The sequence below is a fragment of the Treponema berlinense genome (assembly GCF_900167025.1).
GTDB lineage: Bacteria > Spirochaetota > Spirochaetia > Treponematales > Treponemataceae > Treponema_D > Treponema_D berlinense.
Map to the genome: position 1 here is coordinate 1 of NZ_FUXC01000008.1, position 22,345 is coordinate 22,345.

The 22,345-nt window shown below is 40.1% G+C and carries 25 protein-coding genes and 1 pseudogene; 21 read left to right on the forward strand and 5 right to left on the reverse strand.

Translation table 11 applies throughout. The features are described from left to right. Window positions 1-247 precede the first annotated feature (247 nt). The 6 genes from B5D47_RS07145 (at window position 248) to B5D47_RS07175 (ending at window position 6,875) form a co-directional block, all read left to right on the forward strand. The gene (locus B5D47_RS07145; RefSeq protein WP_078931155.1) at window positions 248-502 is read left to right on the forward strand and encodes a type II toxin-antitoxin system RelB/DinJ family antitoxin; all 255 of its coding nucleotides are present in this window, start codon (window positions 248-250) and stop codon (window positions 500-502) included. Window positions 503-505: 3 nt separating this feature from the next. Beyond that, window positions 506-763: a Txe/YoeB family addiction module toxin gene (locus B5D47_RS07150; RefSeq protein ID WP_078931156.1), complete on the forward strand. Its 258-nt coding sequence runs from the start codon at window positions 506-508 to the stop codon at window positions 761-763. 44 nt (window positions 764-807) lie between these two features. After that, window positions 808-1,446 carry a master DNA invertase Mpi family serine-type recombinase gene (locus B5D47_RS07155; RefSeq protein WP_078931157.1) on the forward strand — a complete coding sequence of 213 codons (639 nt, stop codon included), beginning with the start codon at window positions 808-810 and terminating at the stop codon, window positions 1,444-1,446. 424 nt (window positions 1,447-1,870) lie between these two features. Next, entirely contained in the window at window positions 1,871-4,858 is a 2,988-nt protein-coding gene (locus B5D47_RS07165; RefSeq protein ID WP_143592629.1) for a DUF3427 domain-containing protein, read from the forward strand. A gap of 25 nt (window positions 4,859-4,883) precedes the next feature. After that, complete coding sequence (locus tag B5D47_RS07170; RefSeq protein WP_078931160.1) at window positions 4,884-5,336, forward strand: (deoxy)nucleoside triphosphate pyrophosphohydrolase; 453 nt, start codon at window positions 4,884-4,886, stop codon at window positions 5,334-5,336. Between the two features lie 225 nt (window positions 5,337-5,561). Further along, a complete protein-coding gene (locus tag B5D47_RS07175) occupies window positions 5,562-6,875 on the forward strand; it encodes an esterase-like activity of phytase family protein (protein ID WP_143592631.1) in 1,314 nt (437 codons plus the stop codon). 385 nt (window positions 6,876-7,260) lie between these two features. Here the strand turns inward: B5D47_RS07175 and B5D47_RS07180 are convergent, their stop codons facing one another. Continuing rightward, the gene (locus B5D47_RS07180) at window positions 7,261-7,944 is read right to left on the reverse strand and encodes a DNA-3-methyladenine glycosylase I (RefSeq protein ID WP_078931161.1); all 684 of its coding nucleotides are present in this window, start codon (window positions 7,942-7,944) and stop codon (window positions 7,261-7,263) included. Beyond that, window positions 7,941-8,297, reverse strand: coding sequence for an arsenate reductase family protein (locus B5D47_RS07185; protein WP_078931162.1), 357 nt, complete (start codon window positions 8,295-8,297; stop codon window positions 7,941-7,943). Before B5D47_RS07185 ends, B5D47_RS07180 begins: the two co-directional genes overlap by 4 nt. Window positions 8,298-8,421: 124 nt before the next feature. On the opposite strand from B5D47_RS07185, the gene B5D47_RS07190 reads away from it, so the two are divergent. Together B5D47_RS07190 and B5D47_RS07195 are read left to right on the forward strand one after the other, a co-directional pair. Beyond that, window positions 8,422-9,642 carry an ATP-binding protein gene (locus B5D47_RS07190; protein WP_078931163.1) on the forward strand — a complete coding sequence of 407 codons (1,221 nt, stop codon included), beginning with the start codon at window positions 8,422-8,424 and terminating at the stop codon, window positions 9,640-9,642. Window positions 9,643-9,714: 72 nt separating this feature from the next. Then, window positions 9,715-10,299 carry a TIGR01440 family protein gene (locus B5D47_RS07195; protein ID WP_078931164.1) on the forward strand — a complete coding sequence of 195 codons (585 nt, stop codon included), beginning with the start codon at window positions 9,715-9,717 and terminating at the stop codon, window positions 10,297-10,299. A 143-nt stretch (window positions 10,300-10,442) separates the two neighbouring features. On the opposite strand, the gene B5D47_RS07200 is transcribed toward B5D47_RS07195, so the two are convergent. Beyond that, complete coding sequence (locus B5D47_RS07200) at window positions 10,443-11,765, reverse strand: serine hydrolase domain-containing protein (RefSeq protein ID WP_078931165.1); 1,323 nt, start codon at window positions 11,763-11,765, stop codon at window positions 10,443-10,445. 571 nt (window positions 11,766-12,336) lie between these two features. Between B5D47_RS07200 and B5D47_RS07205 the strand changes: the two genes are divergently transcribed. Next, window positions 12,337-12,606, forward strand: coding sequence for a type II toxin-antitoxin system Phd/YefM family antitoxin (locus tag B5D47_RS07205; RefSeq protein WP_078931166.1), 270 nt, complete (start codon window positions 12,337-12,339; stop codon window positions 12,604-12,606). A 62-nt stretch (window positions 12,607-12,668) separates the two neighbouring features. Beyond that, window positions 12,669-13,097: a type II toxin-antitoxin system VapC family toxin gene (locus B5D47_RS07210; RefSeq protein ID WP_078931167.1), complete on the forward strand. Its 429-nt coding sequence runs from the start codon at window positions 12,669-12,671 to the stop codon at window positions 13,095-13,097. Window positions 13,098-13,113: 16 nt separating this feature from the next. Here the strand turns inward: B5D47_RS07210 and B5D47_RS07215 are convergent, their stop codons facing one another. Both B5D47_RS07215 and B5D47_RS07220 read right to left on the reverse strand, forming a co-directional pair. Further along, window positions 13,114-13,596, reverse strand: a complete 483-nt coding sequence (locus B5D47_RS07215) for a DNA-deoxyinosine glycosylase (protein ID WP_078931168.1) — start codon at window positions 13,594-13,596, stop codon at window positions 13,114-13,116. A 2-nt stretch (window positions 13,597-13,598) separates the two neighbouring features. Further along, window positions 13,599-14,237, reverse strand: a complete 639-nt coding sequence (locus tag B5D47_RS07220; RefSeq protein ID WP_078931169.1) for a Vat family streptogramin A O-acetyltransferase — start codon at window positions 14,235-14,237, stop codon at window positions 13,599-13,601. 131 nt (window positions 14,238-14,368) lie between these two features. On the opposite strand from B5D47_RS07220, the gene B5D47_RS07225 reads away from it, so the two are divergent. The 11 genes and pseudogenes from B5D47_RS07225 to B5D47_RS07280 all read left to right on the forward strand — a co-directional run bounded on the left by B5D47_RS07225 (window position 14,369) and on the right by B5D47_RS07280 (window position 22,071). Further along, window positions 14,369-15,025, forward strand: coding sequence for an MmcQ/YjbR family DNA-binding protein (locus B5D47_RS07225; RefSeq protein WP_078931170.1), 657 nt, complete (start codon window positions 14,369-14,371; stop codon window positions 15,023-15,025). A gap of 154 nt (window positions 15,026-15,179) precedes the next feature. Beyond that, a complete protein-coding gene (locus tag B5D47_RS07230) occupies window positions 15,180-15,590 on the forward strand; it encodes a NifB/NifX family molybdenum-iron cluster-binding protein (RefSeq protein ID WP_078931171.1) in 411 nt (136 codons plus the stop codon). Between the two features lie 28 nt (window positions 15,591-15,618). Beyond that, window positions 15,619-15,945 (forward strand): DUF3781 domain-containing protein, encoded by a 327-nt coding sequence (locus tag B5D47_RS07235; RefSeq protein WP_234969963.1) that lies wholly within the window; start codon window positions 15,619-15,621, stop codon window positions 15,943-15,945. Between the two features lie 44 nt (window positions 15,946-15,989). Then, complete coding sequence (locus tag B5D47_RS11795) at window positions 15,990-16,118, forward strand: hypothetical protein (RefSeq protein ID WP_268811076.1); 129 nt, start codon at window positions 15,990-15,992, stop codon at window positions 16,116-16,118. A 375-nt stretch (window positions 16,119-16,493) separates the two neighbouring features. Then, window positions 16,494-17,396 carry a hypothetical protein gene (locus tag B5D47_RS07250; RefSeq protein WP_143592633.1) on the forward strand — a complete coding sequence of 301 codons (903 nt, stop codon included), beginning with the start codon at window positions 16,494-16,496 and terminating at the stop codon, window positions 17,394-17,396. A gap of 61 nt (window positions 17,397-17,457) precedes the next feature. Then, window positions 17,458-17,874, forward strand: a pseudogene (locus B5D47_RS07255) (tyrosine-type recombinase/integrase); the annotation flags it as partial. Between the two features lie 219 nt (window positions 17,875-18,093). Next, complete coding sequence (locus B5D47_RS07260; protein WP_078931173.1) at window positions 18,094-19,149, forward strand: adenine-specific methyltransferase EcoRI family protein; 1,056 nt, start codon at window positions 18,094-18,096, stop codon at window positions 19,147-19,149. 3 nt (window positions 19,150-19,152) lie between these two features. Continuing rightward, entirely contained in the window at window positions 19,153-19,659 is a 507-nt protein-coding gene (locus B5D47_RS07265; RefSeq protein WP_078931174.1) for a hypothetical protein, read from the forward strand. Next, complete coding sequence (locus tag B5D47_RS07270) at window positions 19,656-20,747, forward strand: GmrSD restriction endonuclease domain-containing protein (RefSeq protein ID WP_078931175.1); 1,092 nt, start codon at window positions 19,656-19,658, stop codon at window positions 20,745-20,747. Before B5D47_RS07265 ends, B5D47_RS07270 begins: the two co-directional genes overlap by 4 nt. 384 nt (window positions 20,748-21,131) lie before the next feature. Continuing rightward, the gene (locus B5D47_RS07275) at window positions 21,132-21,641 is read left to right on the forward strand and encodes a hypothetical protein (protein ID WP_078931176.1); all 510 of its coding nucleotides are present in this window, start codon (window positions 21,132-21,134) and stop codon (window positions 21,639-21,641) included. A gap of 55 nt (window positions 21,642-21,696) precedes the next feature. Beyond that, window positions 21,697-22,071, forward strand: coding sequence for a hypothetical protein (locus tag B5D47_RS07280; protein ID WP_078931177.1), 375 nt, complete (start codon window positions 21,697-21,699; stop codon window positions 22,069-22,071). Window positions 22,072-22,345: the final 274 nt, after the last annotated feature.

Genomic DNA, 22,345 nt, shown 5'->3' on the forward strand with positions numbered 1-22,345 from the left:
CGGACAGGTCCGTTTGTTATAAGGAAAGATTCTTCCATAATACCGCCGAAACCTTTATTTTGTGGTGAAAAAGTGCTCCAAAAAACGGACGTTTTACATATCACTTTTCTCCATTTGCGGTGTTCCATAACGGATGATTTTTTTTGACAAGTCAGAATAGTTTTTATATAAAAAACTTGACAAACAGAATAAAAAATGTAAATTTTAAGTATAGATAACTTATATTGACTTATTTTGAGGTGATTTTATGATGAATGTAAGCGTAAGGATGGATAACACAACAAAGAAGGAGTTTGAAAAATTCTGCAAGGACGTCGGGCTTTCAATTTCCGGTGCGTTCAATCTGTTCGCAAAAAAAGTAATCCGAGAGCATCGCATTCCGTTTGAAATTTCTTCCGAAGATCCGTTTTACAGCGAGGAGAACCAGAAGCATTTGCTGAAAAACATTGAAGATATGAAAAATGGAATTAACTGTGCTGAGCATGAACTTATTGAGGTTTAAAACATGAAAAAAATATGGCATGACGAGGCTTGGGAAGACTATTTGACGCTCCAAAACGACAAAAAACTTCTCAAGAAAGCAAACGCGCTTCTTAAAGACATTGAACGTGGCGGATATGACGGAATCGGAAAGCCCGAACCGTTAAAAGGAAATCTTTCAGGCTATTACAGCCGCCGCATTGACGACTACAACAGAATTGTCTATAAAATAGAAAACAACATCATCGAAATCGTTCAGTGCGGAACACATTATCACGACTGAAAAAAATCTTGCACAATCCTTAAAATTTTAAGTATATTCAAATAATGACGTATGGATACATTCGCGTAAGCACGGACAGGCAGACTGTAGAAAACCAGCGGTTCGAGATTCAGGAATTTGCAAAACGGAACTCAATTTCTGTAGAAACTTGGATTGAAGAGACAGCGAGCGGAACGATTACGCCGGAGCACCGCGAGCTTGGAAAACTTCTTGAAAAAATCCAAAAAGGCGATCTCATAATCTGCTCCGAACTTTCGCGGCTCGGAAGAAGCCTTTTTATGATAATGTCGATTTTGAACAAACTTATGGAAAAAGGCGCGCGCGTCTGGACAATCAAAGACGGCTACAGGCTTGGCGACGACATCCAGTCAAAAGTTCTGGCCTTCGCATTCGGGCTTTCCGCAGAAATCGAACGAAACCTTATCAGCCAGCGCACAAAAGAAGCCCTTGAACGAAAAAAAGCGGAAGGACAAAAACTCGGCCGTCCGCTCGGAACAGAAAACGCCTCCTCAAAACTCGACGGCGCGGAACTCGGCACAACAATAATGCTTCTTCAAGGCATCTCCATAAACCGGATTGCAAATCTTTACGGCGTCCACCGAAAAACCGTCCAAAAATTCATTTCAAAAAGACGCTTGGATTCATCAGAAAATATAACAAGAACACTTCAGCTCCTTGGTTAAAATTTTTCCGGGCGGCTTTTTTCCTCGCTTCACTCCGTTCCGCTCCGAAAAAATCAGGCTTTCCACACTTCGCCGACTAGCCGCGGCTCATTCCTCCACTTCGTTTCGGAACTGCTCCGCAGGTGTTCCAAGCCTTGCCGCAGGCAAGGTCGTGCGCCAAAAGCGCACACGTAAAAAAAAACGAGTTTTGCACCGGCAAAATCTCGCAGCGTGCTTGCACGTAGCAATCCTTGCCGCATCTGAACCGGGTTTCATGATATTGCTTCACGATTTTGACGCAAGAGCATTTTCTTGTTATAATTCAGTCTTGAGAAAAATATGAATACAATGCAGACATCACAAAAAAACGAAGAAAATATCAGCACAAAAAACGTCCGTTTTTTGGAGCACTTTTTCACCACAAAATAAAGGTTTCGGCGGTATTATGGAAGAATCTTTCCTTATAACAAACGGACCTGTCCGCAGTTTTTACAATGAGCTTATTGAAAATCTTAACAGTTGCTCCCAGTTCAAAATAAGCGTGGCGTTTATAACTTATGGCGGACTTCAGGTTCTGCTTGAAACACTAAAAGCTCTTGAAACGCGCAATATTCACGGTGAAATTCTTACAACAACCTACAAGGAAATGACAAGTCCGCAAGTTCTTGAGCGGCTTTCCAAATTCAAAAATATTCATCTTAAGATTTATGTTCCGCCGACACAAAATGACGGCTTTCATGCAAAAGGCTATCTGTTCCATAAAACCAGCCTTGAATCAGAAAAATGGACTGTCATAATAGGCTCCTCAAACATAACAGGCCGTGCGTTAAAGACGAATGTTGAATGGAATGTCCTTCAAAATGAAAACTGCGGGGAGCGGCAGGAGCCCGGAGTTTTTACAAAATCTGTTCTTGACGAATTTGAAACTCTATGGAAAAGTCCGTGGGCAAAAGAATATTCCGACGAATTTTTGATTTCTTACCGCGACTATCTTGCAAAAGTAAAACGCCACCAAAAGCAGGAATCAAAACTTTTATTTTCATACAACAGTTTTACAGACGAAAATTCCCCGTCCATAATCCAGCCAAACGAAATGCAACAGGAAGCGATTGTAAAGCTTGACCGGCTTAGAAAAACCGGAGCAAAAAAAGCGCTTGCAATCGCCGCAACCGGAAGCGGAAAAACCTATATGTCAGTCTTTGACGCGCTGCAGGTAAAACCCAACCATCTGCTTTTTATTGTTCACCGCGAGGACATTCTGAAAAAGGCGAAGGAATCTTTTGACACAATCTGCTCCGCAACAGAAGAAAATTATTCATCAGGATTTTTCACAGGAAGCCAGAAAGATAAAAACTGCAAGTATCTTTTTGCAACACGCGATACTTTAAGCCGGCATTACAAGGAATTTGACAAAAATGCTTTTGACTATATCGTTTTAGACGAAGCCCACCATGCGTCAAGCGAAAGCTACAAAAATATTCTTGCATATTTTACTCCAGATTTTCTGCTCGGTCTTACAGCAACTCCAGAGCGAAGCGACAATGGCGACATATATTCAATTTTTGACAACAATGTTGCCGTAGAAATCCGGCTAAGGGACGCGCTTTCGCATGATTTAGTCTGCCCTTTTCACTATTTTGGGCTTACAGATGCGGAAGGAATCGACTATTCAAAAATTAAGGCCGAGCCAGGAACAAGCGAGTATATAGAAGAAATTGCAAATATGCTCATGGTGAACCGCCGCGTTGATTACATCATTGAAAGAATGAATTTCTACGGACACGATGGCGAAAAGACAAAAGCTCTTGGATTCTGCGCGACTGTAAAGCATGCTAAATACATGGCGGAAGAATTTAACAAAAGACTTTCAAAAAATAATGGACAAGTTGCGGTTGCTCTTTCAGGAGATGACAGCGTTGAAGTCCGCGAAAAATATGCACGTCTTTTGGAAGATGACAATTCTCCGCTTCAATACATTTTTTCAGTCGATATTTTTAACGAAGGAATTGATATTCCATCAGTAAACACAGTCTTGCTGCTGCGTCCTACTGACTCTTCAATAATTTTTATTCAGCAGCTTGGACGAGGCTTGCGCAAACTGGACGGCAAAGAATTCGTAACAGTTCTGGACTTTATCGGAAACTACAAAAAGTCTTTCTTGATGGCGATTGCCCTGAACGGAAAGCAGGATTACGACCGCGATTCATTGAAGCTTGAAGTTGCAAATGATTTTGCGGACTTGCCGAACGGAACTTACATTCACATGGACAAAATCACAAAGGAACAGATTCTGCGCCAGCTTGAAAATGAAAAATTCATGTCGCTTAAATATATGAAAGAATCATATTTTTCGTTTAAGCACGTATGCGGCGGAAAAGTCCCGTTTCTTGTTGATTACTTAAAGCATGACGGAAGCATTGATCCTGTGCGGTTTACGTTTTTCAGCCCGAACTACAAGACGTATTTTGATTTTGCCGCATACATTGAAAAAGAAGCGCATTCTGAATTTTCTCTGATTAACGAAGACGAATCTTTCAGGCAGATTATGCAGCTTCTAAGTTTTTATTCGCCTGCAAGACGCGCGGAAGAATGGATTATCGCAGAAACAATTTTTAATTCCGAAAATTACTTTGCTTCTGTTGATGAAATTGCAGAAAAGGCAAGAAAATACCTTTCTTTTGTGAATAAAACTTCTATCGTTCATGCCTGCCAGACGCTTAGCGGAACATATTTTGACACAAGCGAAAAAACACGGTACGAAAAGGCGATTTTTAATTTTGACGGAACTTCAGTTTCATTCAATAAAAACACGGTCGATTCCCTTGAAAATTCAAGATTTTCCGCACAAAAGAAGCTTTGGGTAGAAGACTTGATTCAATACAATCTTTTGCGTTACCAAAACGAATTCGGCTCAGATGATTATTCTGAAAACGGAACTTTGCCGTTTTTAAAGCTTTACCAAAAATACACGATGCGCGACACGGCTCTTTTATGCGACTATACAAAAATCCATTCTTCGTTCCGCGGACAAGGACTTATAACTTCCGCAAAGCCAGATTATTTTCTATTTGTGAACCTGCACAAGGATGCGGACATAAAAGATTCAATAAATTATGCTGACAAATTCATAACGCCGGAACATTTTCAGTGGCAGTCGCCAAACAGCACAACGCAAAATTCTGAAGTCGGACAGAACTTAATCCGCAACATCGAAAGAAAAATCCGACTTCATCTTTTTGTACGCAAATTTGAAAAAGTAGAAAACATAACCCAGCCGTTCATTTATCTTGGTCAGGTTTCAACTTTTCCGGACAGTGCAGAAGGCAACAAGCCAATCACAATGAGATTCGCTCTTCATAGCCGTGTTCCTGACGAGCTTTTCAACGACTTTATAACACGCACTGACAAAATGGGAAAAAACAGCGATAATTGACTTTACAAAAAAAGGACTAAAAAAAATGAATAACGCAAATATAACAAAAAACGATTGTAAAATCCAAACCACACCGCTCAAGCAAATCCACGTTTCTGCGGCGGTAATTTTCCGTACTGCGGCTGGCGGCGAAAAGCTGGTTTTTGCGACGCAGCGTGGCTACGGTGAATGGAAGGACTGGTGGGAGTTTCCGGGCGGAAAGATTGAAGATGGAGAAAGCGCGGAACAGGCGGTTGTGCGGGAAATACGCGAGGAGCTTGCGACGGAAATCCGGGCAGAACGAAAACTCTGCACGGTTGAATACGACTACCCTGCTTTTCATCTGACAATGGAATGTTTTTTGTGCTCAATTGTTTCCGGGAAGCTTACTCTGCTTGAGCACGAGAACGCGGCATGGCTTTCCGAGGAAAAGCTTAAAAGCGTAAAATGGCTTCCTGCGGATGTGGAAGTTTTAGAAAATCTAAAGGAACTTTTTTAGGCGGATGCGGTAGCGCTGGGAGCAATGCCGGAGGCAGTCCGAACAAAGTGAGGACCGCGCGCAGCAAGTTGCGGACATAGCGACGGCAAGCGCCACAGGTGATTGCCGGACCGCCAGATTTTATGGCTTAGAAAAAAAATAAATTATCCTTAAACTAACAGTTTCTTAATTGAAATTTTATAGTCGGCATTTATCTTTTTGTAAAACATAATCAACGAGGTTTTTATGAAAAGACAATTATTTTATGCACTGGCTGCAATGGCGGCTTTTTTGCCGGTTTCCTGTGCTTCAACATCAAAGACTGGAGCAGATTCAGTTTCTCCGTTTGAAAAAGTCGGCTTGAACGGAAGCGAAGTTCCCTACACTGTTCTTGCAAAAACAAATGACGGCGTGGAAATTCAAAACGGCGGATACGGCTCAGACGCGTGCGCCCATCCAACGGATTCAAGTCTATTTTATTTAGTAACAGACCGCGGTCCGAACATCGATTTTAAGGGGAACAGCGGAAAAGGAAAAATGTTCCCGTTTTCTTCTTACGCTCCAAGAATCGGACTTTTCAAGATTAACAAAGACGGCTCAGTTTCGCTCGTAAAAGAAATCACACTGAAATCTCCTGACGGAAAAGAGATAACCGGTCTTCCAAACCCAAACGGAAAAGGCGCGACTGGAGAAATTGCCTACGACCTTGACGGAAACATTCTTGGAACAGACGAATACGGGCTTGACAGCGAGGGAATCGTTGCGATGAAAGACGGAACTTTCTGGATTTCTGATGAATACGGTCCGCACATTGTCCACTACGATGCAGACGGAAAGCAGATTGAAAGAATAAGCCCGTTCGGAATGGACACAGGAAAAAGGCATCTTCCGGCAGTTCTTGCGCGCCGCCGTGCAAACCGCGGAATGGAAGGTCTTGCAATAACTCCGGACGAAAAAACTCTTGTAGGAATCATGCAGTCCACGCTTTTCAATCCTTCAAAGAAAGAAATTTCAAACAAGCAGCTTGTTCGCATTGTAACTTTTGACATTAAAACTGGCAGCACAAAGCAGTACGCTTATATTCAAAACAAAGAGACAGATTCCACCTGCGGAATTACGGCGCTTTCAAACACAGAATTTGTCGTAATTGAACGCGACGGAAAGTTTTCCGGCGAAAAAGAAGCACATAAGTATCTTTTCAAAATTGACCTTAAAGACGCGACAGACATAACAGGAGAAAATCCTGAATCGAAAGAAGGTCTTCTAATAAACGGAAAAACTCTTGAGCAGTGCACAACAGAAGAGATTGAGGCCGCTGGAATTAAGCCTGTAAAAAAAGAATTCCTTGTTGACCTTGTGGAATATCTTCCGAACAAATATCCGCACGACAAGCTTGAAGGCCTTTGGATTTTGGACAGCAATACAATCGCCGTGGCGAACGACAACGACTTTGCAATCAATGTTGAAAACAACCAGCTTGTGCAGAAAAAACTTCCAGGAACAGGCAGAATTGATAACGATGTGATTTACGTGATAAAGCTTCCAAGGAGCTTGAGGTAAGGCTTTTAGAAAGATATTTGCTCTGGCTGCGGGATACTTGGTTTTGCAAAAACTGGGCTTGCGGCTGGAGTTTGCCAGTCAGTTTTTTTCTCATTTGAAAATTTTTGTTTCCGCCTTTTAAACGAATATTTGAAGAAAGCGGCGGCTTTTCACTTCTTCAAATTATCTTTCAGTCTTCAACATCTGTTCTTTCAATTTTGAAAGTAACTGGTCTTATGCCGTCATTGCACCATGCAATCATGACTTTGTCATCATTTGTCTAACTATGCATTATTGCTCCGCCTTGAAGCGCAGAATAAATATACTGCAGATTACATTCAATGCTTCCGAGCAAAAATGAAAAATGGTTTAATGTTATCTGCAAAAAACTTTTCCTAGAAAACTCTCACCTTTCCATTCCAAACAAAAAGCAGCCTTCCTCATGCGAAAAAATCACGCCGATTGCCTGCAAGAATGAGTAGACAATCGTGCTGCCCATGAATTTCATTCCGCGTTTTTTTAGTTCCGCGGAGATTGCGTCTGAAAGGCCGTTCGTTGACCTGCCTGTTTCGTGAATTATTTTTATTGCGGAAAGAGCGGCTTTTTCCGCAATATTCTCTGCATTTTCCGTGCCGCCGCTTTCTGCACAGGCGGTTCTACTCAAATATTCGTCCAGAAACTTTTTTATAAAATTAAAGAAACTTCCGTACTCAAGGCAAACCGCCCTGAAAATTCTTGCGTTTGAAATGCTTGCCTTTATTTTCAAGCGGTTTCTAACGATTTTGGGATTCGCCAAAAGATCCGCGATTTTTTCTTCGCCGTAGCCGCACACTTTTTCAAGGTCGAACCCATCGTATGCAGAACGGAAATAGTTACGCTTGTTCAAGATACATTCCCAGGAAAGCCCGGCCTGAAAACTTTCGAGCGTCAGCATTTCAAAAAGATATTTGTCGTCCGTGCTTTTTTCAGAAAATTTTCCCCATTCATTGTCGTGGTAGGCGACATATTCTGGATTGTTCAGGTTGCACCACTTGCAGCGCGGAAGATTCTTGTCAAAAACTTTTTCCGGTCCTAAGTTTCCGGGCGTCATTTCCACCCTTCCCAGATTTTCACTTCAAGACCGCAGGTGGCGGCGTTTTTTCCGTTGCGGCAAACAGGAAGTTTCAGAAGAAGCTGGTTTTCAAAAAGTTTTTCTTCCTTGTCATAGTCATCAAGATACGCGAACGATGCGTAATCCTTTGAGTTTTTGTCCGCCAAAAGCTCAACCGCTTCTGCCCTGGAGCCGGCCGCACGCGAAACCGATTCCACTACGCTTTCAAATTCGCCGCGGCTCATCTCTTTTTCCTTTAAATCTACAAACTGAAAAGGAATCCTCCGTTCCTTGAACCACATCTGCGCTTTTTTTGTGTCAAAATTTTTTGTTGTTCCAAAAATCTGAATCATGCGGACATTATAGCAAAAAACCGGAGAAAATTATAGACAGAACAAAGCAAACTGCACAGATTTTCCAAAGTATAGTTTGAAATAACATTGACTTATAATAATTTTCAAAGTACACTTTGAATAAATGGTAAGAAACACATATTTTCAAAGTATAGAAGCATTCAAAGACAAGCAGGTCATAAAAGTTCTGACAGGAATACGCCGCTGCGGAAAATCCGTGCTCATGGAACAATTCATGCAGAGCCTTTTGGAAAGAGGCGTTTCAGAGAGGCAGATTACTTACATCAGGCTTGACGACTTGGACAACGAGCTTTTACTGGAATATCACAATCTTTATGCGTTTATAAAATCCGCGCTTTTGGAAGACAGGATGAACTATGTTTTTATTGACGAGGTTCAATTGTGCAAGGATTTTCAGAAGCCGGTAGAAACACTTTTCAACTGCAAAAACGTGGATCTGTATCTTACAGGCTCGAACGCGGACTTGCTGTCTGGTGAACTTGCCACTCTTTTAAGCGGAAGATACGTTACGATTGACATGCTTCCGTTTTCATTTTGCGAATACCTTGAATGCATAAAGGAAAATAATTTTCCGGCTCAGACGACCGAAGAAAACTATTACGACTACGTAAAATTCGGAAGCATGCCGTTCACAGTCCAGCTCAAAAAGAACACAGAAAGCGCATATCAGTACCTGAACGGAGTTTACAACACGATAATCGTAAAGGACATAGCAAGGCGGCATCAGATAAAGGACGTCGCGGTTCTTGAAGCCGTAATAAAATTCATGTTCCAGAACTGCGGAAATTTCTGCACCTCAAAAAAAATCAGCGACACACTTACAAGCTCCGGAAGAAAAACAAGCCAGCCCACAGTCGAAAACTACATGCACTTTCTTGAGGAATGTTTCCTAGTCTACAGGGTCGAACGCTACGATGTGCGCGGAAAGGAGCTTCTGAAAAACATCTCAAAATACTACATCGCCGACACAGGACTGCGGAACATGCTTTTGGGTTATAGAAATATCGACATGGGACACATTCTTGAAAACCAGATTTTTCTTGAGCTTAGGCGGCAGCATTTTACGGTTTACACAGGAAGAAACCTCGACGCCGAAATAGATTTTGTGGCAAAAAACCAGACCTCACTCTTCTACATCCAGGTCGCAGAAACCGTAAAAGACGAGGAGACGCTGAAACGCGAGCTTGCCGCCTTCAAAAACATTCCGGACTCGTACCCAAGGATTCTTATCACAATGGACAGAAATCTGAATTCAGACTTCAACGGAATCCGAAACATAAACGCACTCGATTTTCTTACAGGAAATGAGAAGCTTGTTTTTTAGAAGCAAGAAGGAAAAAAACTCTCTGCATAAAAATAAAAATTGTGATATCATTCTGCCCATAAGGACAAAATTATGAATCAGAACGAAAATAAAACGACAACGGTGGAATCCCTTTCTGAAATTTCCGCTCAGCTTGAAAAGATAATTACAGACTTGCTCGCTTCCCATCCGCAGAAAAAAGGCTCGGTTTTTGTAATCGGATGTTCGACCAGCGAAGTTACCGGCGGCTCAATCGGAAAAAATTCCAGCGAGGAAACAGGAAAAACAATTTTTGAGACGGCGAACCGGGTTCTTTCTTCAAAAGGAATTTTTCTTGCCTGCCAGTGCTGCGAGCACTTGAACCGCGCGCTTGTTGTTGAGCGTGAGTGCGCCGAAAAATTCGGTCTTGAAGAAGTTTGCGTTGTGCCGTGGATTCACGGAGGAGGCTCGTTTGCAACAGCAGCCTACTACGGCTTTAAGGAGCCTGTTGTGGTTGAGCACGTAAAAGCCGCCGCAGGACTTGACATCGGAAGCACGCTGATTGGAATGCATATAAAAGAAGTCGCCGTTCCAGTCCATCCGGAACAGAAATTTATTGGAAAAGCTTACGTTACGGCGGCATACTCAAGACCAAAACTGATTGGCGGCGAGCGCGCGCATTACACAGCGGAAGACTAAACAGCCCGGACATCGATTTTTTTGAATCCGAAAATTGAACAAGTGGAAAGAAACAGAAAGCGCCAACCTTACCATTCTGAAAGACAGCCTCACCTTCCGCAAGGTTTGTAGCGCAGGGCGGCCAACCGCCCTTCACTATAAAATTATTTTTTCATAAGATATTCAGCGACCGCTTCGTACGCCGGAATTGAAAGCGGATCGATGTATTTGTTTGAAGCATAATGGGTTGAAGCAAACCGTGCAATCACCATTTCCGCAGCAGGGTCGATGTATATTGCCTGTCCGTGAACACCGCGCGCCATGTATGCTCCGTGGGAATTGTTTGTTATCCACCACATATTGTGGTAGCTCCAGCCTTTTAACTTTGTATAGTCGCTTTTTGCAAACGCCGCCTTGTATTCTTCGGAAGAACCGCCAGATGCTATGTCTTTTACGGCTTTTTCTGGAATAATCTGCTTTCCGTTCAATTTACCGCCGTTACGCATCATCTCGCCGAACATTGCCATATCACGCAAGTTAAGGTCAAATCCGCCGCCAGCAAATGCTATTCCGGAAGGATCTAGCTGATAGAAACCGTCATAATGCGCGCCTAAAGGCTTCCAAATCATTTCGGAAACCATTTCCGCAAGCCCCTGTCCTGTTACACGGGAGCAAATCCAGGCCAAAAGTTCAGTGTTGATTGTCCTGTACCCGAATGCCTCTCCGTGCTCTAAATCAGGAAGTTTTTTTACAGTCGCAAGATATTCGTAGTAGTTCTGCGGACCACGGTAATTTATCGGGCGGAAAACATTTCCTGCGGCCGAGTAAGCCCAGATTTCCGCATTAGGATCGTTGTAGTCCTCGCTGTACTTTATGGCGGTTGTCATGTCCATAACCTGGCGGACAGTCGCATCCGCATAACCAGAATCCTTTAATTCAGGAATATAGTCCGTTACTTTTTTAGAAGGATCAAGCTTTCCTTCCGCGGCAAGAATAGAAGCTACCGTTCCTGTAAACGACTTGCTTACCGACATAGCCGCGTGCAGACCGTCCGGCTTTAGTCCCGCAGGATATTTTTCGTAGACGATTTTTCCCTTATGCATGACGATAATTCCGTCTGTGTAGTTCGCATCCAGGGACTCTTCAAAAGTCATTGTCTTGTCGGAATCCCAGGGAGTAAAAGTAACATTGTCAATTTTAGGGTCAAGTTTTTGCTTCACCGAATACTTTTTGCCGTTTCCAGAAGAAACATTGCGTGTCGGATAAAATTCCCTCATATGATTTACGCTGTAGCGCAGAGCCGGAAATTCAAAAAAAGAACCGTCAGAAGCATGCAGCGTTTTTTCCTGCGCAGGCGGAAATCCCTGCATCCAGCCCATTGAAGCAGGCAACGTTTTCTGAGCGTCAGGAAATTCCTCCGCAAAACCAGCCCCGCCAGCCATTCCAACCAAAGCAAGCGCTCCAAAAGAAACAAGAGTTTTTTTCATAACTACCTCCTGTAAAAAATCAATGAGGAAATATCAATTTCCGATTTGATTTTTTAACGCAATTTCGCAACAAAGTGAGAAATTGCAATTGATGATAAAGTTTGCAACGCAAACTTTTAAATAAAAACTTTGACGTCATTTTAGGCAAAGTTTTTATTATGCCTCCTATAAAAAGTCAAGACAACAACAGACGCCATTTTCGCCTGTTTTATCTTACCCCCTTTTTGTTTTCAAAAATTTTCATGCATCAAAAAAGCCAGATACTTCCAATATAATCCCAAAACACATTTCGGGCAAATTTTACCACGCACAAACCATTTTACATTCAGAAAAATCAAAAACCAAAGATTCCGGGCGTGCCGGCTTCGCCGTCGGGTGTTCCAGCCTTCGCTAACCGCTCATCGTCCTCGCCGCTCTGCGCCTGCGGTCGACTAAAGGGCTTCCATACCCTCACGAATTGCAATACGCTTTATTCATCATCTTTTGCCTTTATGTTGGCTAACATTTTTAATGTTGACTATATGTTTTTTACATGCTATTATTTTTTATATAAAATATCCTGGAGGTGTCTATGTGCAGAACTTCAATTTACGAGGCAAGAAACAACCTTTCTAATTTTGTAAAAATCGCGGAAAGAGGCGAACCTGTAGAACTTACACGCTACGATAAACCTGTTGCGGTAATTATAAGCTATGAAGAATACGAAAAAATGGAAAAACCGTCATTCCTGGAAAAACTTGCAGAACTAAAAAAAGAATATGCCGATGTTCTGAATGACGAAGGAATTCCTCTTCGGCCGAAAGTTTATCAGGATCCAAACAGGGTTATTTTTGAAGAATAATTTTATTCACAACTTTAAAAATTTGCATTGCAACTTTATTAGACTTTTTTATAGGAGTAAAAATGAACAAAGTTTATCTTCTTGACACAAACATTGTTTCGGAATTCACAAAAGACAATCCGAATCAAAAGGTTCTTGCATTATATACAGCAAGAAAAAATATGTGTGCAATTTCTGCCGTAACCTGGCAAGAACTTGTATTTGGACTTTCAAAAATGCCCGAAGGAAAACGTAAAAATTACTTAAAACAATGTTTTGAACTATATGAAGAAGAATTCGAAATAATTCCTTACGATGGTTTTGCGGCAGAAATCTGCGGCCAGCTTTCCGGGCAATGTGCAAAAGAAGGCAAAACCCTTCCCTACTGCGATACTCAAATTGCGGCAACAGCAATCGCAAACGGAATGGTTTTAGTAACTCGCAACACAGCAGACTTTGAGGAAGCGGCAGAACGCTCTTTTTTAAGGGTTGAAGACTGGTTCCAGGAATAATTTTACGCAAAAACTTTTAAAACTCATTTCCCCAAATTTCAACAAGTTTTTGAACTGAATAAACGGCATTTGCCGGACTTGTGGAAGGAAGAGTTTTCAGCATGGAACACAAGTTTTTATCCTGATATTTTAGAAAATATTTAGCGGCGGTTTTGCCGTTTGCAAGAATTTTTGTAATTTTACAGGCGGACACAATTTTTTCAATGTCCGAAGGCACAACATTACTTATTGAACTGTCCGATGAGCCGCAAATCGTACATTCACTTATTGAATCGTACACGGCGATTTTGTGTTTTTCCAAAAAGCGCTTTTTTTCTTCTATTGATAACGGCGTTTCTTCAGAAAAAATCATCGCCAGCATTTTCCAGAAACGGTTCTGCGGATGTCCGTAATAAAAACCATTTTCCCGCGACTTTACGGACGGCAGGCTTCCTACAATCAATATTTTTGAATCCGCCCTAAAAAACGGCTCAAAAGGATGAACGATATGTTCCGTCATGTCTATATATCCTTAATATTTCTGATTTTCTCCAAGTCGCCGCTGCACAGGGCTTCCATATTGCGGAAAATCTTCTCTGCGTCCCAGTCCCACCATTTTAAGCTCAGAAGATATTCCGTCAGCCCGTCGTCGAACCTTTTTCGGATTACCCGGCACGGATTTCCGCCCGCGACGCAATACGCTGGAACGTCCTTCACCACAACTGAATTCGCCGCGATAATCGCCCCGTCTCCGATGTGAACGCCCGGCATCACCGTCACGTTCTGCCCGATCCACACATCGTTTCCCACGACCGTATCGCCCTTGAACGGCAAGTCCTTCAGTTTTGGCGAGAACTTTTCCCAGCCGCCGCCCATGATATTGAACGGATAAGTCGTCACGCTGCGCATCCTGTGGTTAGCACCGTTCATCACGAACTCGATTCCACGCGCAATCGCGCAGAACTTTCCGATAACCAGCCTGTCGCCCAGAAAATCGTAATGGTGCGTCACGTGCTCCTCGAATTTTTCCGCGCCGTCCGGGTCGTCGTAGTAAGTGTAATCGCCTACCACGATGTTCGCCCGCTTCACTACATTCTTTATAAACACAACCTGACGAATGTTCTCGTTAGGGTAAACTTTATTCGGATCCGGTCCAGTCATTTTTGTGTCCTACCATTATTTCGGCATATAAATTATTTTTCAATATAAACCAATAAACAATTTTTTTCGCGACAAACAGCAACAAATTGCATTTTTTTTGCCTTGGAACTATTATTTACAAAGAGCATAAAATGGATTATTCATACATTCTGAAAACATCAAAAGTTTTGCCGGAAAAACTTGCGGAATTTGGCTTTGAAGAAAAAAACGGCTCTTATTTTTGCAGAAAAAACATTCTGAACGGCGATTTTTATTCAATAATCGAACTGAAAGGAAACTTTCTTACCGCTAAAGTTTTTGAATCCGGCTCAGATGAGCGTTACGTTCTGTTCGATGTGGAAAATGCAAACGGAAGTTTTGTAGGCGAAATAAGAAATCAGGTTCGTAAAATTATTGAACTTTTCCGCTCCCAATGCTGCAAGACTTCGGACACAAAGAAAAAATACATGGACTTTATTCAAAATAAATTTGGCTGCAAAGGCGACAATCCATGGTCAGACACGCCTGAATACACAGTGTTCCGCTGCAAAAACAAAAAATGGTTCGCCCTTATTATCAAGATAAAATTTCCCCGGCTCGGGCTCTCTGGCGATGAAGAGGTTTTTGCCGTAAACCTGAAAGCCAACCCCAAAATAATTCCAGAAATCACAGACAAAATCACGGTTTTTCCGGCGTGGCACATGAACAAAAAATACTGGATTACAGTGCTTTTGACAGAAGCGGCCGACTGGGAAAAACTCTGCGCGCTGACAGAACAAAGTTTTGAACTTGTAAACTCAAAAAACTAAACTTTTTTCCATTCTGCGCATATTCTCAAAACATTTCGGATTTTCATGTTGACTTTGTTTTATCCGCCAATCTTGATATAATAAGAAGAATAAAATTTTATCTTAATTCAAACTGATTTACGGCTTACAGCCACACCAGTTTTCGGAGGCAAAAATGAAAATTGCGGCGACTTACGATATTTCAACAGATTCTATTTTTCAGCATTTTGGAAAAACACAGAATTTCAAGGTTTACACGATAGAAGACGGAAAAATAGCCGATTCAAAAGTTATTGACAACGGAGGCTTCGGACACCACGACCTGGCGACATACCTTAAAAATCTTGGAATCGAAACTTTGATTTTGGGAAACCGCGGCCAGGGAGCAATCGACGCATTGAACAATGCCGGCCTTAAACAGATTGCAGGAATCACAGGAAATCCGGACGATGCGGTAAAAGCGTTTCTGGCAGGAACACTAAAAGACAATCCGGATGCAAAGTGCGACCATCACCACGGAGAACACCACCACGGACATTCAGAAAATACGCATACAGAACAACCAGTTTTTACGCCGGTAAAATAAAGTCTATCTGGCATTTTTTCGCGGCAACATGATTTTTCCATACAAGACAACAAAAATGACAAGCGAACTTTTAGAAAATCTTGAAAAACTTCACACAACGGAACTCGGCGTTGTCCGCATAAAACGGAATCTTGGACTTATGACCGACGATGTTATTGGTTGGTGCAAAAACACAATTCTTTCCGCGGCAAAAAACATTGAAAATGAAAAATCTGGCGAAAACGACGGAAAATCCACCAATAAAATCTTCCGTCAGGGAAAAAACTGGTACATAAAAACAGACGGCTGCACAATCACCGTAAATGCGCACAGCTACACGGTGATTACGGCGCATAAGGGAAAAAAACATTCTTGACTAAACGTACGAAAATATGCACGTTCTAAACATGGAGGTATTTTATGTCAATAATCACAGCAACTGCAACTCAGGAAACGCTTTACCTGTGCTCTGTTCCGGGAATGAAGAAATCCATCATCGAAGCTAGCAAAGAGCCACTTGAAGACAGCGTTGAGGACATCGGCTGGTAATGTAGACAATAAAATATTCCAAACAGGCAGTAAAAGACACCAAAAAGATTGAACAGTCAAATTTAAAGCAGAACGTGATAAATCTCATTGAAATCCTGAAAATCAACCTATTCCAGAATCTTCCACCTTACGAAAAACTCGTCGGTGACCTGACCGGATTTTTTTCCGCCGAATAAATATTCAGCACAGACTAGTCTATGAAGTTTTTCAGACTGAAAAAATCGTCCGTATCCTCAGAATGTGGACGCATTATGAATAGGTAAAAAAATAGTCAATGAGTATTTATAAAAAAAATCTGAGTGTCCCGGAACTTTCCGTACGTTGTTGAAGTTGCTTTCCATTGATTTTAAAAAGCCCGTATTTTATTCTGACTCTATGAAAAAATTCATTTTGCTGTTACTTTTATTTTTATCATTGAGTTCCTGCACTATAGCCCGCGATAAAAACAAAGCTAAACTTTCATCCGGTGATTTAGAAGCATCAACAACTGCTGAAAAATATTATGTTTCCAGCAGCTATCATTTTATGTTGAATTATCCTGATTTTATAGGCAAAGCCATGAATTATGCCTGGCAGGAATATTCCGGGGTTACCGTTCCTGCACTAGTTTATCCATCAAATTATTGTTTAAAAAAAGACAAGTATTCTTCTCCGTATTTGGAATTCGCCAATATTTCTGCAAAAAAAATCACGCAGGCGGAAATATTTTTTTTCAGCACAGGAAATCCTGATTATACAAGTTTGCTTGTCAAGCTCGATTTGATTCCTGGCGGTTGTTCTGAGGTCAGTCTGACAGACTCATTTTTAGGAGAGAATGAATACCGGTTGGATAAAATTGATTTTTACTTTCAGGATGAAACCATGCGCTCATTTTCTGCGGCTGATTTTTTTCATTTTCATTATCCGGAGCTTGCGGCTTTTGACTTGTCTGGCTCAGGAACCTTTTTTCTAAAAGGAAATGAGGGATATTTTTACTTGATAATAAAAAACCGCAAATCAGACGATGAAAACGCAGGATTTTTCAGGCTGAGCATTACAAAAGAAAATGGCGAAGAAACAATTGTTGAAAAAGGTGTTTCCTACAACAGTGAGGACAATACTTATTCATACAGACTATGGGATGACATGGCAATTGAAGATTTTTGCTTTGCAAAAAAAGTTAATGTTGAATTCCGCTCTACAGATGGCAAAATAATATCAGAGGAAATTACAGATTCAGAACAGCTGGAAAAAATAAGTATGTGGGTAGCCGCGTTCTGTTATTTTGGTTTGAGATAAGGGAGAAGAGCTTGTACAAAAACAAAAGACAAGAAGTTTTAAGAAATAGTTTTTTGTTTTTGAAAATTTACGAAAAATTCACGAAGAAGATTTAAAGGCTGGTTTTGGCTCAGTAAAACTTCCCCAGGCTCTTTCTGATAAGTATCAGGGCGGAAGCAAGGAATTTAAATGGCAATGGCTTTTTCCACAAAAAAATAGATGGAAAAATACCCAGACAGGAGAGGAAGGCAGATGGCATTTAGATGAATCACTTATGCAGCGTGCCGTAAAACAGGCCATTTTGGAAGCTGGCATCAATAAAAACGCAAGTTGCCACACCTTTCGTCATTCTTTTGCAACTCACCTGCTGGAAAACGGATACGATATAAGGACAATCCAGGAACTTCTTGGCCACAGCGATGTGAGTACAACAATGATTTATACCCATGTCCTGAATCGCGGAGCCGGTGGTGTAATAAGTCCTCTGGATAAAATGTAAAACTTACCAACTTACCAGTATCCGTGTAAAAATCTGTATAAATTCGTGAAAGTGTTGTATACTAAGGAATAAGTAAAATGATGTAAGATTTTACACTGACACTTTTTGCAGTATAAACTTCTTACAACTGATACGGAGAAATTTTGTTATACGGACGCCCGCACTGGGGCGCTTTGTTTTATAGAAAAATTTAGGAATTTATGATATTGTAAAGTTACTATGGCAGGAAACAGTAATTTACATGCTTCAAGAGCAGATAAGGCTGATGAGTTTTACACACAACTCTCACTCGTAGAAAACGAACTAAAACATTACAGAAAACATTTTGAAGGCAAAACGGTTCTTTGCAATTGTGACGACCCTTACGAAAGTAACTTTTTCAAATTCTTTGCAATGAACTTCAACGCCTTAAAACTTAGAAAACTCATTTCAACTTGCTACGCTACATCTCCCATTGCCCAAAGAGAATTAAGTTTATTTCCAGATTTGGAAGAGCCGCAAGAAGAACGAGCAAGCGATAAGCGAAAACCTTACAAAGTTCAGATTACAGAAGTTGCAGATTACAACAATGACGGTGCTGTAGATTTAAGCGATGTAGAATGGCTTTTGAAAAACAAGAATAATACCCGTGAGCTTTTAAAGGGTGACGGTGATTTTAGAAGCGCGGAATGTATTGAACTTTTGAAAGAGGCAGACATTGTTGTTACAAATCCACCGTTCAGCCTTTTTCGTGAGTATGTAGCGCAACTTGTAGAGTTCAAAAAAGACTTCATAATACTTGGCAATCAGAATGCAATTACATACCGTGAAATCTTGCCTTTAATTCGTGATAACAAAATTTGGCTTGGTTATAACAGCGGACATTTTTGGTTTAAAGTGCCTGACAGTTATGAAGAAAAAGCGACTGATTTTAAAATTGACGAAAACGGTCAGAAATGGCGGAGAATGGGAAACATCTGTTTCTTTACAAACCTCGACATCGAAAAACGCCATGAGGATATGGTTTTGTTCCGAAACTACACGCCCGAAGCATATCCAAAATATGACAATTATGATGCAATAGAAGTCAGCAAAACTGTAGATATTCCGTGTGACTATTTTGGAGTTATGGGTGTTCCTATTACTTTTATGGATAAATTCAATCCATCTCAATTTGAAATTTTAGGCGACAGCCGTTATCACGATGGACAGGATTTTTCAGATGATATAAATGTCATCAACGGTAAAACTTTATATCGAAGAATTCTAATTCGTCGAATAAACAAAGGAGAGTAAACGATGAAAGAAACTATTGTTACAGTTTTAAGTAGCGGGATTTTGGCTACCTTTATTTCTTGGCTTTTACCTACCCTTGTATTTAAAAGACAGCGTAAATTTGAATACGAACTTGAATATCATAAAAGATTACTTGATAAAAGAATTGCGGCTTATGAAAAAATAGACCGAATCGCATATTTCTTTTCTTCTGCTGTTCAAGATTCAGACGGCAGACCATATCATTTTATTTTTTCTGCAGAACAAAATCCGTTTCAAAATGAATGTATCGCTTTAATGACAGAATTAACAAAAAGCAATCTTTGGATTAGCGATGAAATCAGAAATGAACTTTTAAGCTTAAATCGTTTTCTATTTGAAAACAGAATTGATTTCACAAATATAGAAAAAGGAAAGCAATTTTACAATCAACTTGGAGAAATGTCAGATAAATTAATAAATATTGCCCGAAAAGATATGCTTAATTTAAGCGAGTTAAAATTCTTAAGGAAACAGGGAAAAACAAAATGAACATAAAACTTAATGAAATAACAGTAAAAGAAGTTGCAGAAAAATACAGCGATAATGCAGAAAACGGCGTTACAGGCTATAACGGTCGCCTTAATATCCGCCCGGCTTATCAGCGTGAATTCATCTACAAAGAAAAACAGAGAGATGAAGTTATCCGCACTGTCATAAAGGGCTTTCCGCTTAATGTTATGTATTGGGTAAAAAGCGATGACGGAAACTTTGAGGTTTTGGACGGACAGCAAAGAACAATCAGTTTGTGCCAGTATGTAAACGGAGAATTTTCCCTTGACCATAGAATGTTTCAAAATCTTACGAAAACCGAACAGGAACAGATCTTAAATTATAAGCTCATGATTTACATCTGCGAGGGAAACGACAAAGAAAAACTTGATTGGTTTAAAACTATCAACATTGCAGGTGAACAACTTACAAATCAGGAATTGCGTAATGCAATTTACACAGGTGAATGGCTTACAGAAGCAAAAAAATATTTTTCAAAAACAGGCTGTGCCGCTACTCAAATTGCAGACAAATATTTAAATGGTTCTGCAATCCGACAGGATTATCTTGAAACAGCATTGCTCTGGATTTGCAATCGTGACGGAATTGAAATTGAAGATTACATGGCAAAACATCAGCACGATACAAACTGCAACGAGCTTTGGCTTTACTTTAAAAGTGTTATTGATTGGGTTCAAGTTATTTTTCCAAACTATCGTAAAGAAATGAAAGGTCGTGATTGGGGTGTTTTCTTCAATAAATACAGCAAGAATACTTATGATGCAAAAACTCTTGAGGCAAATATTGTTGAACTTTTGGAAGATGGCGATGTAACAAATAACTCTGGAATTTACGAGTATCTTTTAAGCGGAGAAGAAAAACATCTTTCAATCCGTGCGTTCACTCCAAAAATGGCTCGTGCCGCCTTTGAGAAACAAAAAGGCGTTTGCCCGAAATGCGGAAAAACTTTCACAATCGAAGAAATGCAGGCAGACCATATTACACCATGGAGTAAAGGCGGTAAAACAGTTGCAGAAAACTGTCAGATGCTTTGTGCTGACTGTAACAGAAGAAAAAGTAATATATAAACATGGTATAAAAATTGTGCAAGTCAAGCTTGCCCAATTTTTGAAATTGAACTTTAGGGCTTGGACGAAGAAGCGATTATAAATTGGAATATTTTATAAAGCAAGTCGAGCTTGCTTTATAAAATGTAATTAAACTTTAGGGATGAGCAAGGTAGCGATAGTACGCGGCTTTACGCCGCTTAAAAAAGTAAAATTCAAAATAGAAGAGTTTCTTCTATAAAAATAGACATTTCCATCATAAAAGAATAAGAAAATGAAAATGTTTACAAGATATAATTTCGTATAACAAGAGGTTCGTAGCCGACACGCAGTCAAGCTGCGTGCGGTACAACCCATTGTTATGTGGACGCCCGCACTGGGGCGCTTGATTAAGAAGGAAAAGAAATGGAAAACAGACCTTATCAAAGAAAAGGAGTAAGTTCAAATACCCAAGCAGGCAAAGATTTTGAAAATAAAATTTTATTTTTTTTAGAAAATAATGGAATTACTGTAGAGCCCCAAACAAAAGTTGAAATTGGAATAAATGCAAAAAAAGAACATGCATTTGATTTTGGAAATAATTCTATTCTTGTCGAATGTAAATCGCAGACTTGGACAGAGACAGGCAATGCTCCTTCTGCAAAAATAAAAAATTGGTCTGATGCAATGTTCTCATTTTATCTTGCTCCTAAAAAATATAAAAAATTATTTTTTGTTGAAATGAGTTTTAATCAAAAATATTGCAAGACTTTATTAGAATATTTTATAGATCATTATTTTTATCTTATTCCATCAGATGTAATATTAATAGATTATTATACAGAAAATAATAATTATGAAGTATATGTTTATGATGCAAAAGAAAAAATGCATCTTCATAAAGATAAAAATGAATTATGGAACTTTTTAAAATAGGTATATTTATTCAGCAAGTCAAGCTTGCTGAATAAATGAATTAAACTTTAAGACTATGACAAATAAGCGAATAAAAAATAAAAAAGAAGTTTCGGAAACTGGAGAAATTCTACGAATAGTAAATTATATATTTTTAGTCATAGCATTTATCTTTTTAGTTTTGCTTCATAAAGAAATCATCGCATTGCCATTTGTAATAATATGGTTAATAAATAATGTCTTGATTTCATTTTATACAAAAGAAATTAAATTACGGCGAGGCAATAAGGTTTCCTTAAAAAAAGAAAAAAAAATATTTTTTATTTATCAAATATGTTTTGTAATAGGTATAATAATTTTAGTTTTATTTGAATTAAAATTATTAATTAAAAAAAAATCACATAACAAAGCTTCAAAGCGGATGTCGCGGTCAAGCCGCGCCACCGTTTAAGATGGCATGATATAAAAGGCTGGGAAAAAGTGGTACTCTGGTTTGACGGAATCAGAGAGCCGGCGGAAGGTTCTAACTACTGGTGAAGAAGCCACTGCGTGAATGGCAGCCGCTTACTTCGGGTTTAAGATTAATCAAAGCCGACCGCCGTACGCCATAATGAGGCGTGGGGGCATTCCCCACGACCTCGGATAGGAGCACGGTATACCACTACCAGCGTTTACTCCTGATTCCATTTTATCATATAAGGGGTAAAAAATGGAACAGAAGAGAT

Bases quoted from the DNA above. Each gene is read 5' to 3' on its own strand.
- B5D47_RS07265 (WP_078931174.1), top strand. From the start codon at position 19,153: ATGAAAGAAACTATTGTTACAGTTTTAAGTAGCGGGATTTTGGCTACC.
- B5D47_RS07250 (WP_143592633.1), top strand. From the start codon at position 16,494: ATGAAAAAATTCATTTTGCTGTTACTTTTATTTTTATCATTGAGTTCC.
- B5D47_RS07195 (WP_078931164.1), top strand. From the start codon at position 9,715: ATGAATCAGAACGAAAATAAAACGACAACGGTGGAATCCCTTTCTGAA.
- B5D47_RS07270 (WP_078931175.1), top strand. From the start codon at position 19,656: ATGAACATAAAACTTAATGAAATAACAGTAAAAGAAGTTGCAGAAAAA.
- B5D47_RS07280 (WP_078931177.1), top strand. From the start codon at position 21,697: ATGACAAATAAGCGAATAAAAAATAAAAAAGAAGTTTCGGAAACTGGA.
- B5D47_RS07185 (WP_078931162.1), bottom strand. From the start codon at position 8,297: ATGATTCAGATTTTTGGAACAACAAAAAATTTTGACACAAAAAAAGCG.
- B5D47_RS07190 (WP_078931163.1), top strand. From the start codon at position 8,422: ATGGTAAGAAACACATATTTTCAAAGTATAGAAGCATTCAAAGACAAG.
- B5D47_RS07165 (WP_143592629.1), top strand. From the start codon at position 1,871: ATGGAAGAATCTTTCCTTATAACAAACGGACCTGTCCGCAGTTTTTAC.
- B5D47_RS07230 (WP_078931171.1), top strand. From the start codon at position 15,180: ATGAAAATTGCGGCGACTTACGATATTTCAACAGATTCTATTTTTCAG.
- B5D47_RS07200 (WP_078931165.1), bottom strand. From the start codon at position 11,765: ATGAAAAAAACTCTTGTTTCTTTTGGAGCGCTTGCTTTGGTTGGAATG.
- B5D47_RS07170 (WP_078931160.1), top strand. From the start codon at position 4,884: ATGAATAACGCAAATATAACAAAAAACGATTGTAAAATCCAAACCACA.
- B5D47_RS11795 (WP_268811076.1), top strand. From the start codon at position 15,990: ATGTCAATAATCACAGCAACTGCAACTCAGGAAACGCTTTACCTGTGC.
- B5D47_RS07155 (WP_078931157.1), top strand. From the start codon at position 808: ATGACGTATGGATACATTCGCGTAAGCACGGACAGGCAGACTGTAGAA.
- B5D47_RS07275 (WP_078931176.1), top strand. From the start codon at position 21,132: ATGGAAAACAGACCTTATCAAAGAAAAGGAGTAAGTTCAAATACCCAA.
- B5D47_RS07260 (WP_078931173.1), top strand. From the start codon at position 18,094: ATGGCAGGAAACAGTAATTTACATGCTTCAAGAGCAGATAAGGCTGAT.
- B5D47_RS07205 (WP_078931166.1), top strand. From the start codon at position 12,337: ATGTGCAGAACTTCAATTTACGAGGCAAGAAACAACCTTTCTAATTTT.
- B5D47_RS07225 (WP_078931170.1), top strand. From the start codon at position 14,369: ATGGATTATTCATACATTCTGAAAACATCAAAAGTTTTGCCGGAAAAA.
- B5D47_RS07175 (WP_143592631.1), top strand. From the start codon at position 5,562: ATGAAAAGACAATTATTTTATGCACTGGCTGCAATGGCGGCTTTTTTG.
- B5D47_RS07145 (WP_078931155.1), top strand. From the start codon at position 248: ATGATGAATGTAAGCGTAAGGATGGATAACACAACAAAGAAGGAGTTT.
- B5D47_RS07215 (WP_078931168.1), bottom strand. From the start codon at position 13,596: ATGACGGAACATATCGTTCATCCTTTTGAGCCGTTTTTTAGGGCGGAT.
- B5D47_RS07210 (WP_078931167.1), top strand. From the start codon at position 12,669: ATGAACAAAGTTTATCTTCTTGACACAAACATTGTTTCGGAATTCACA.
- B5D47_RS07235 (WP_234969963.1), top strand. From the start codon at position 15,619: ATGATTTTTCCATACAAGACAACAAAAATGACAAGCGAACTTTTAGAA.
- B5D47_RS07220 (WP_078931169.1), bottom strand. From the start codon at position 14,237: ATGACTGGACCGGATCCGAATAAAGTTTACCCTAACGAGAACATTCGT.
- B5D47_RS07180 (WP_078931161.1), bottom strand. From the start codon at position 7,944: ATGACGCCCGGAAACTTAGGACCGGAAAAAGTTTTTGACAAGAATCTT.
- B5D47_RS07150 (WP_078931156.1), top strand. From the start codon at position 506: ATGAAAAAAATATGGCATGACGAGGCTTGGGAAGACTATTTGACGCTC.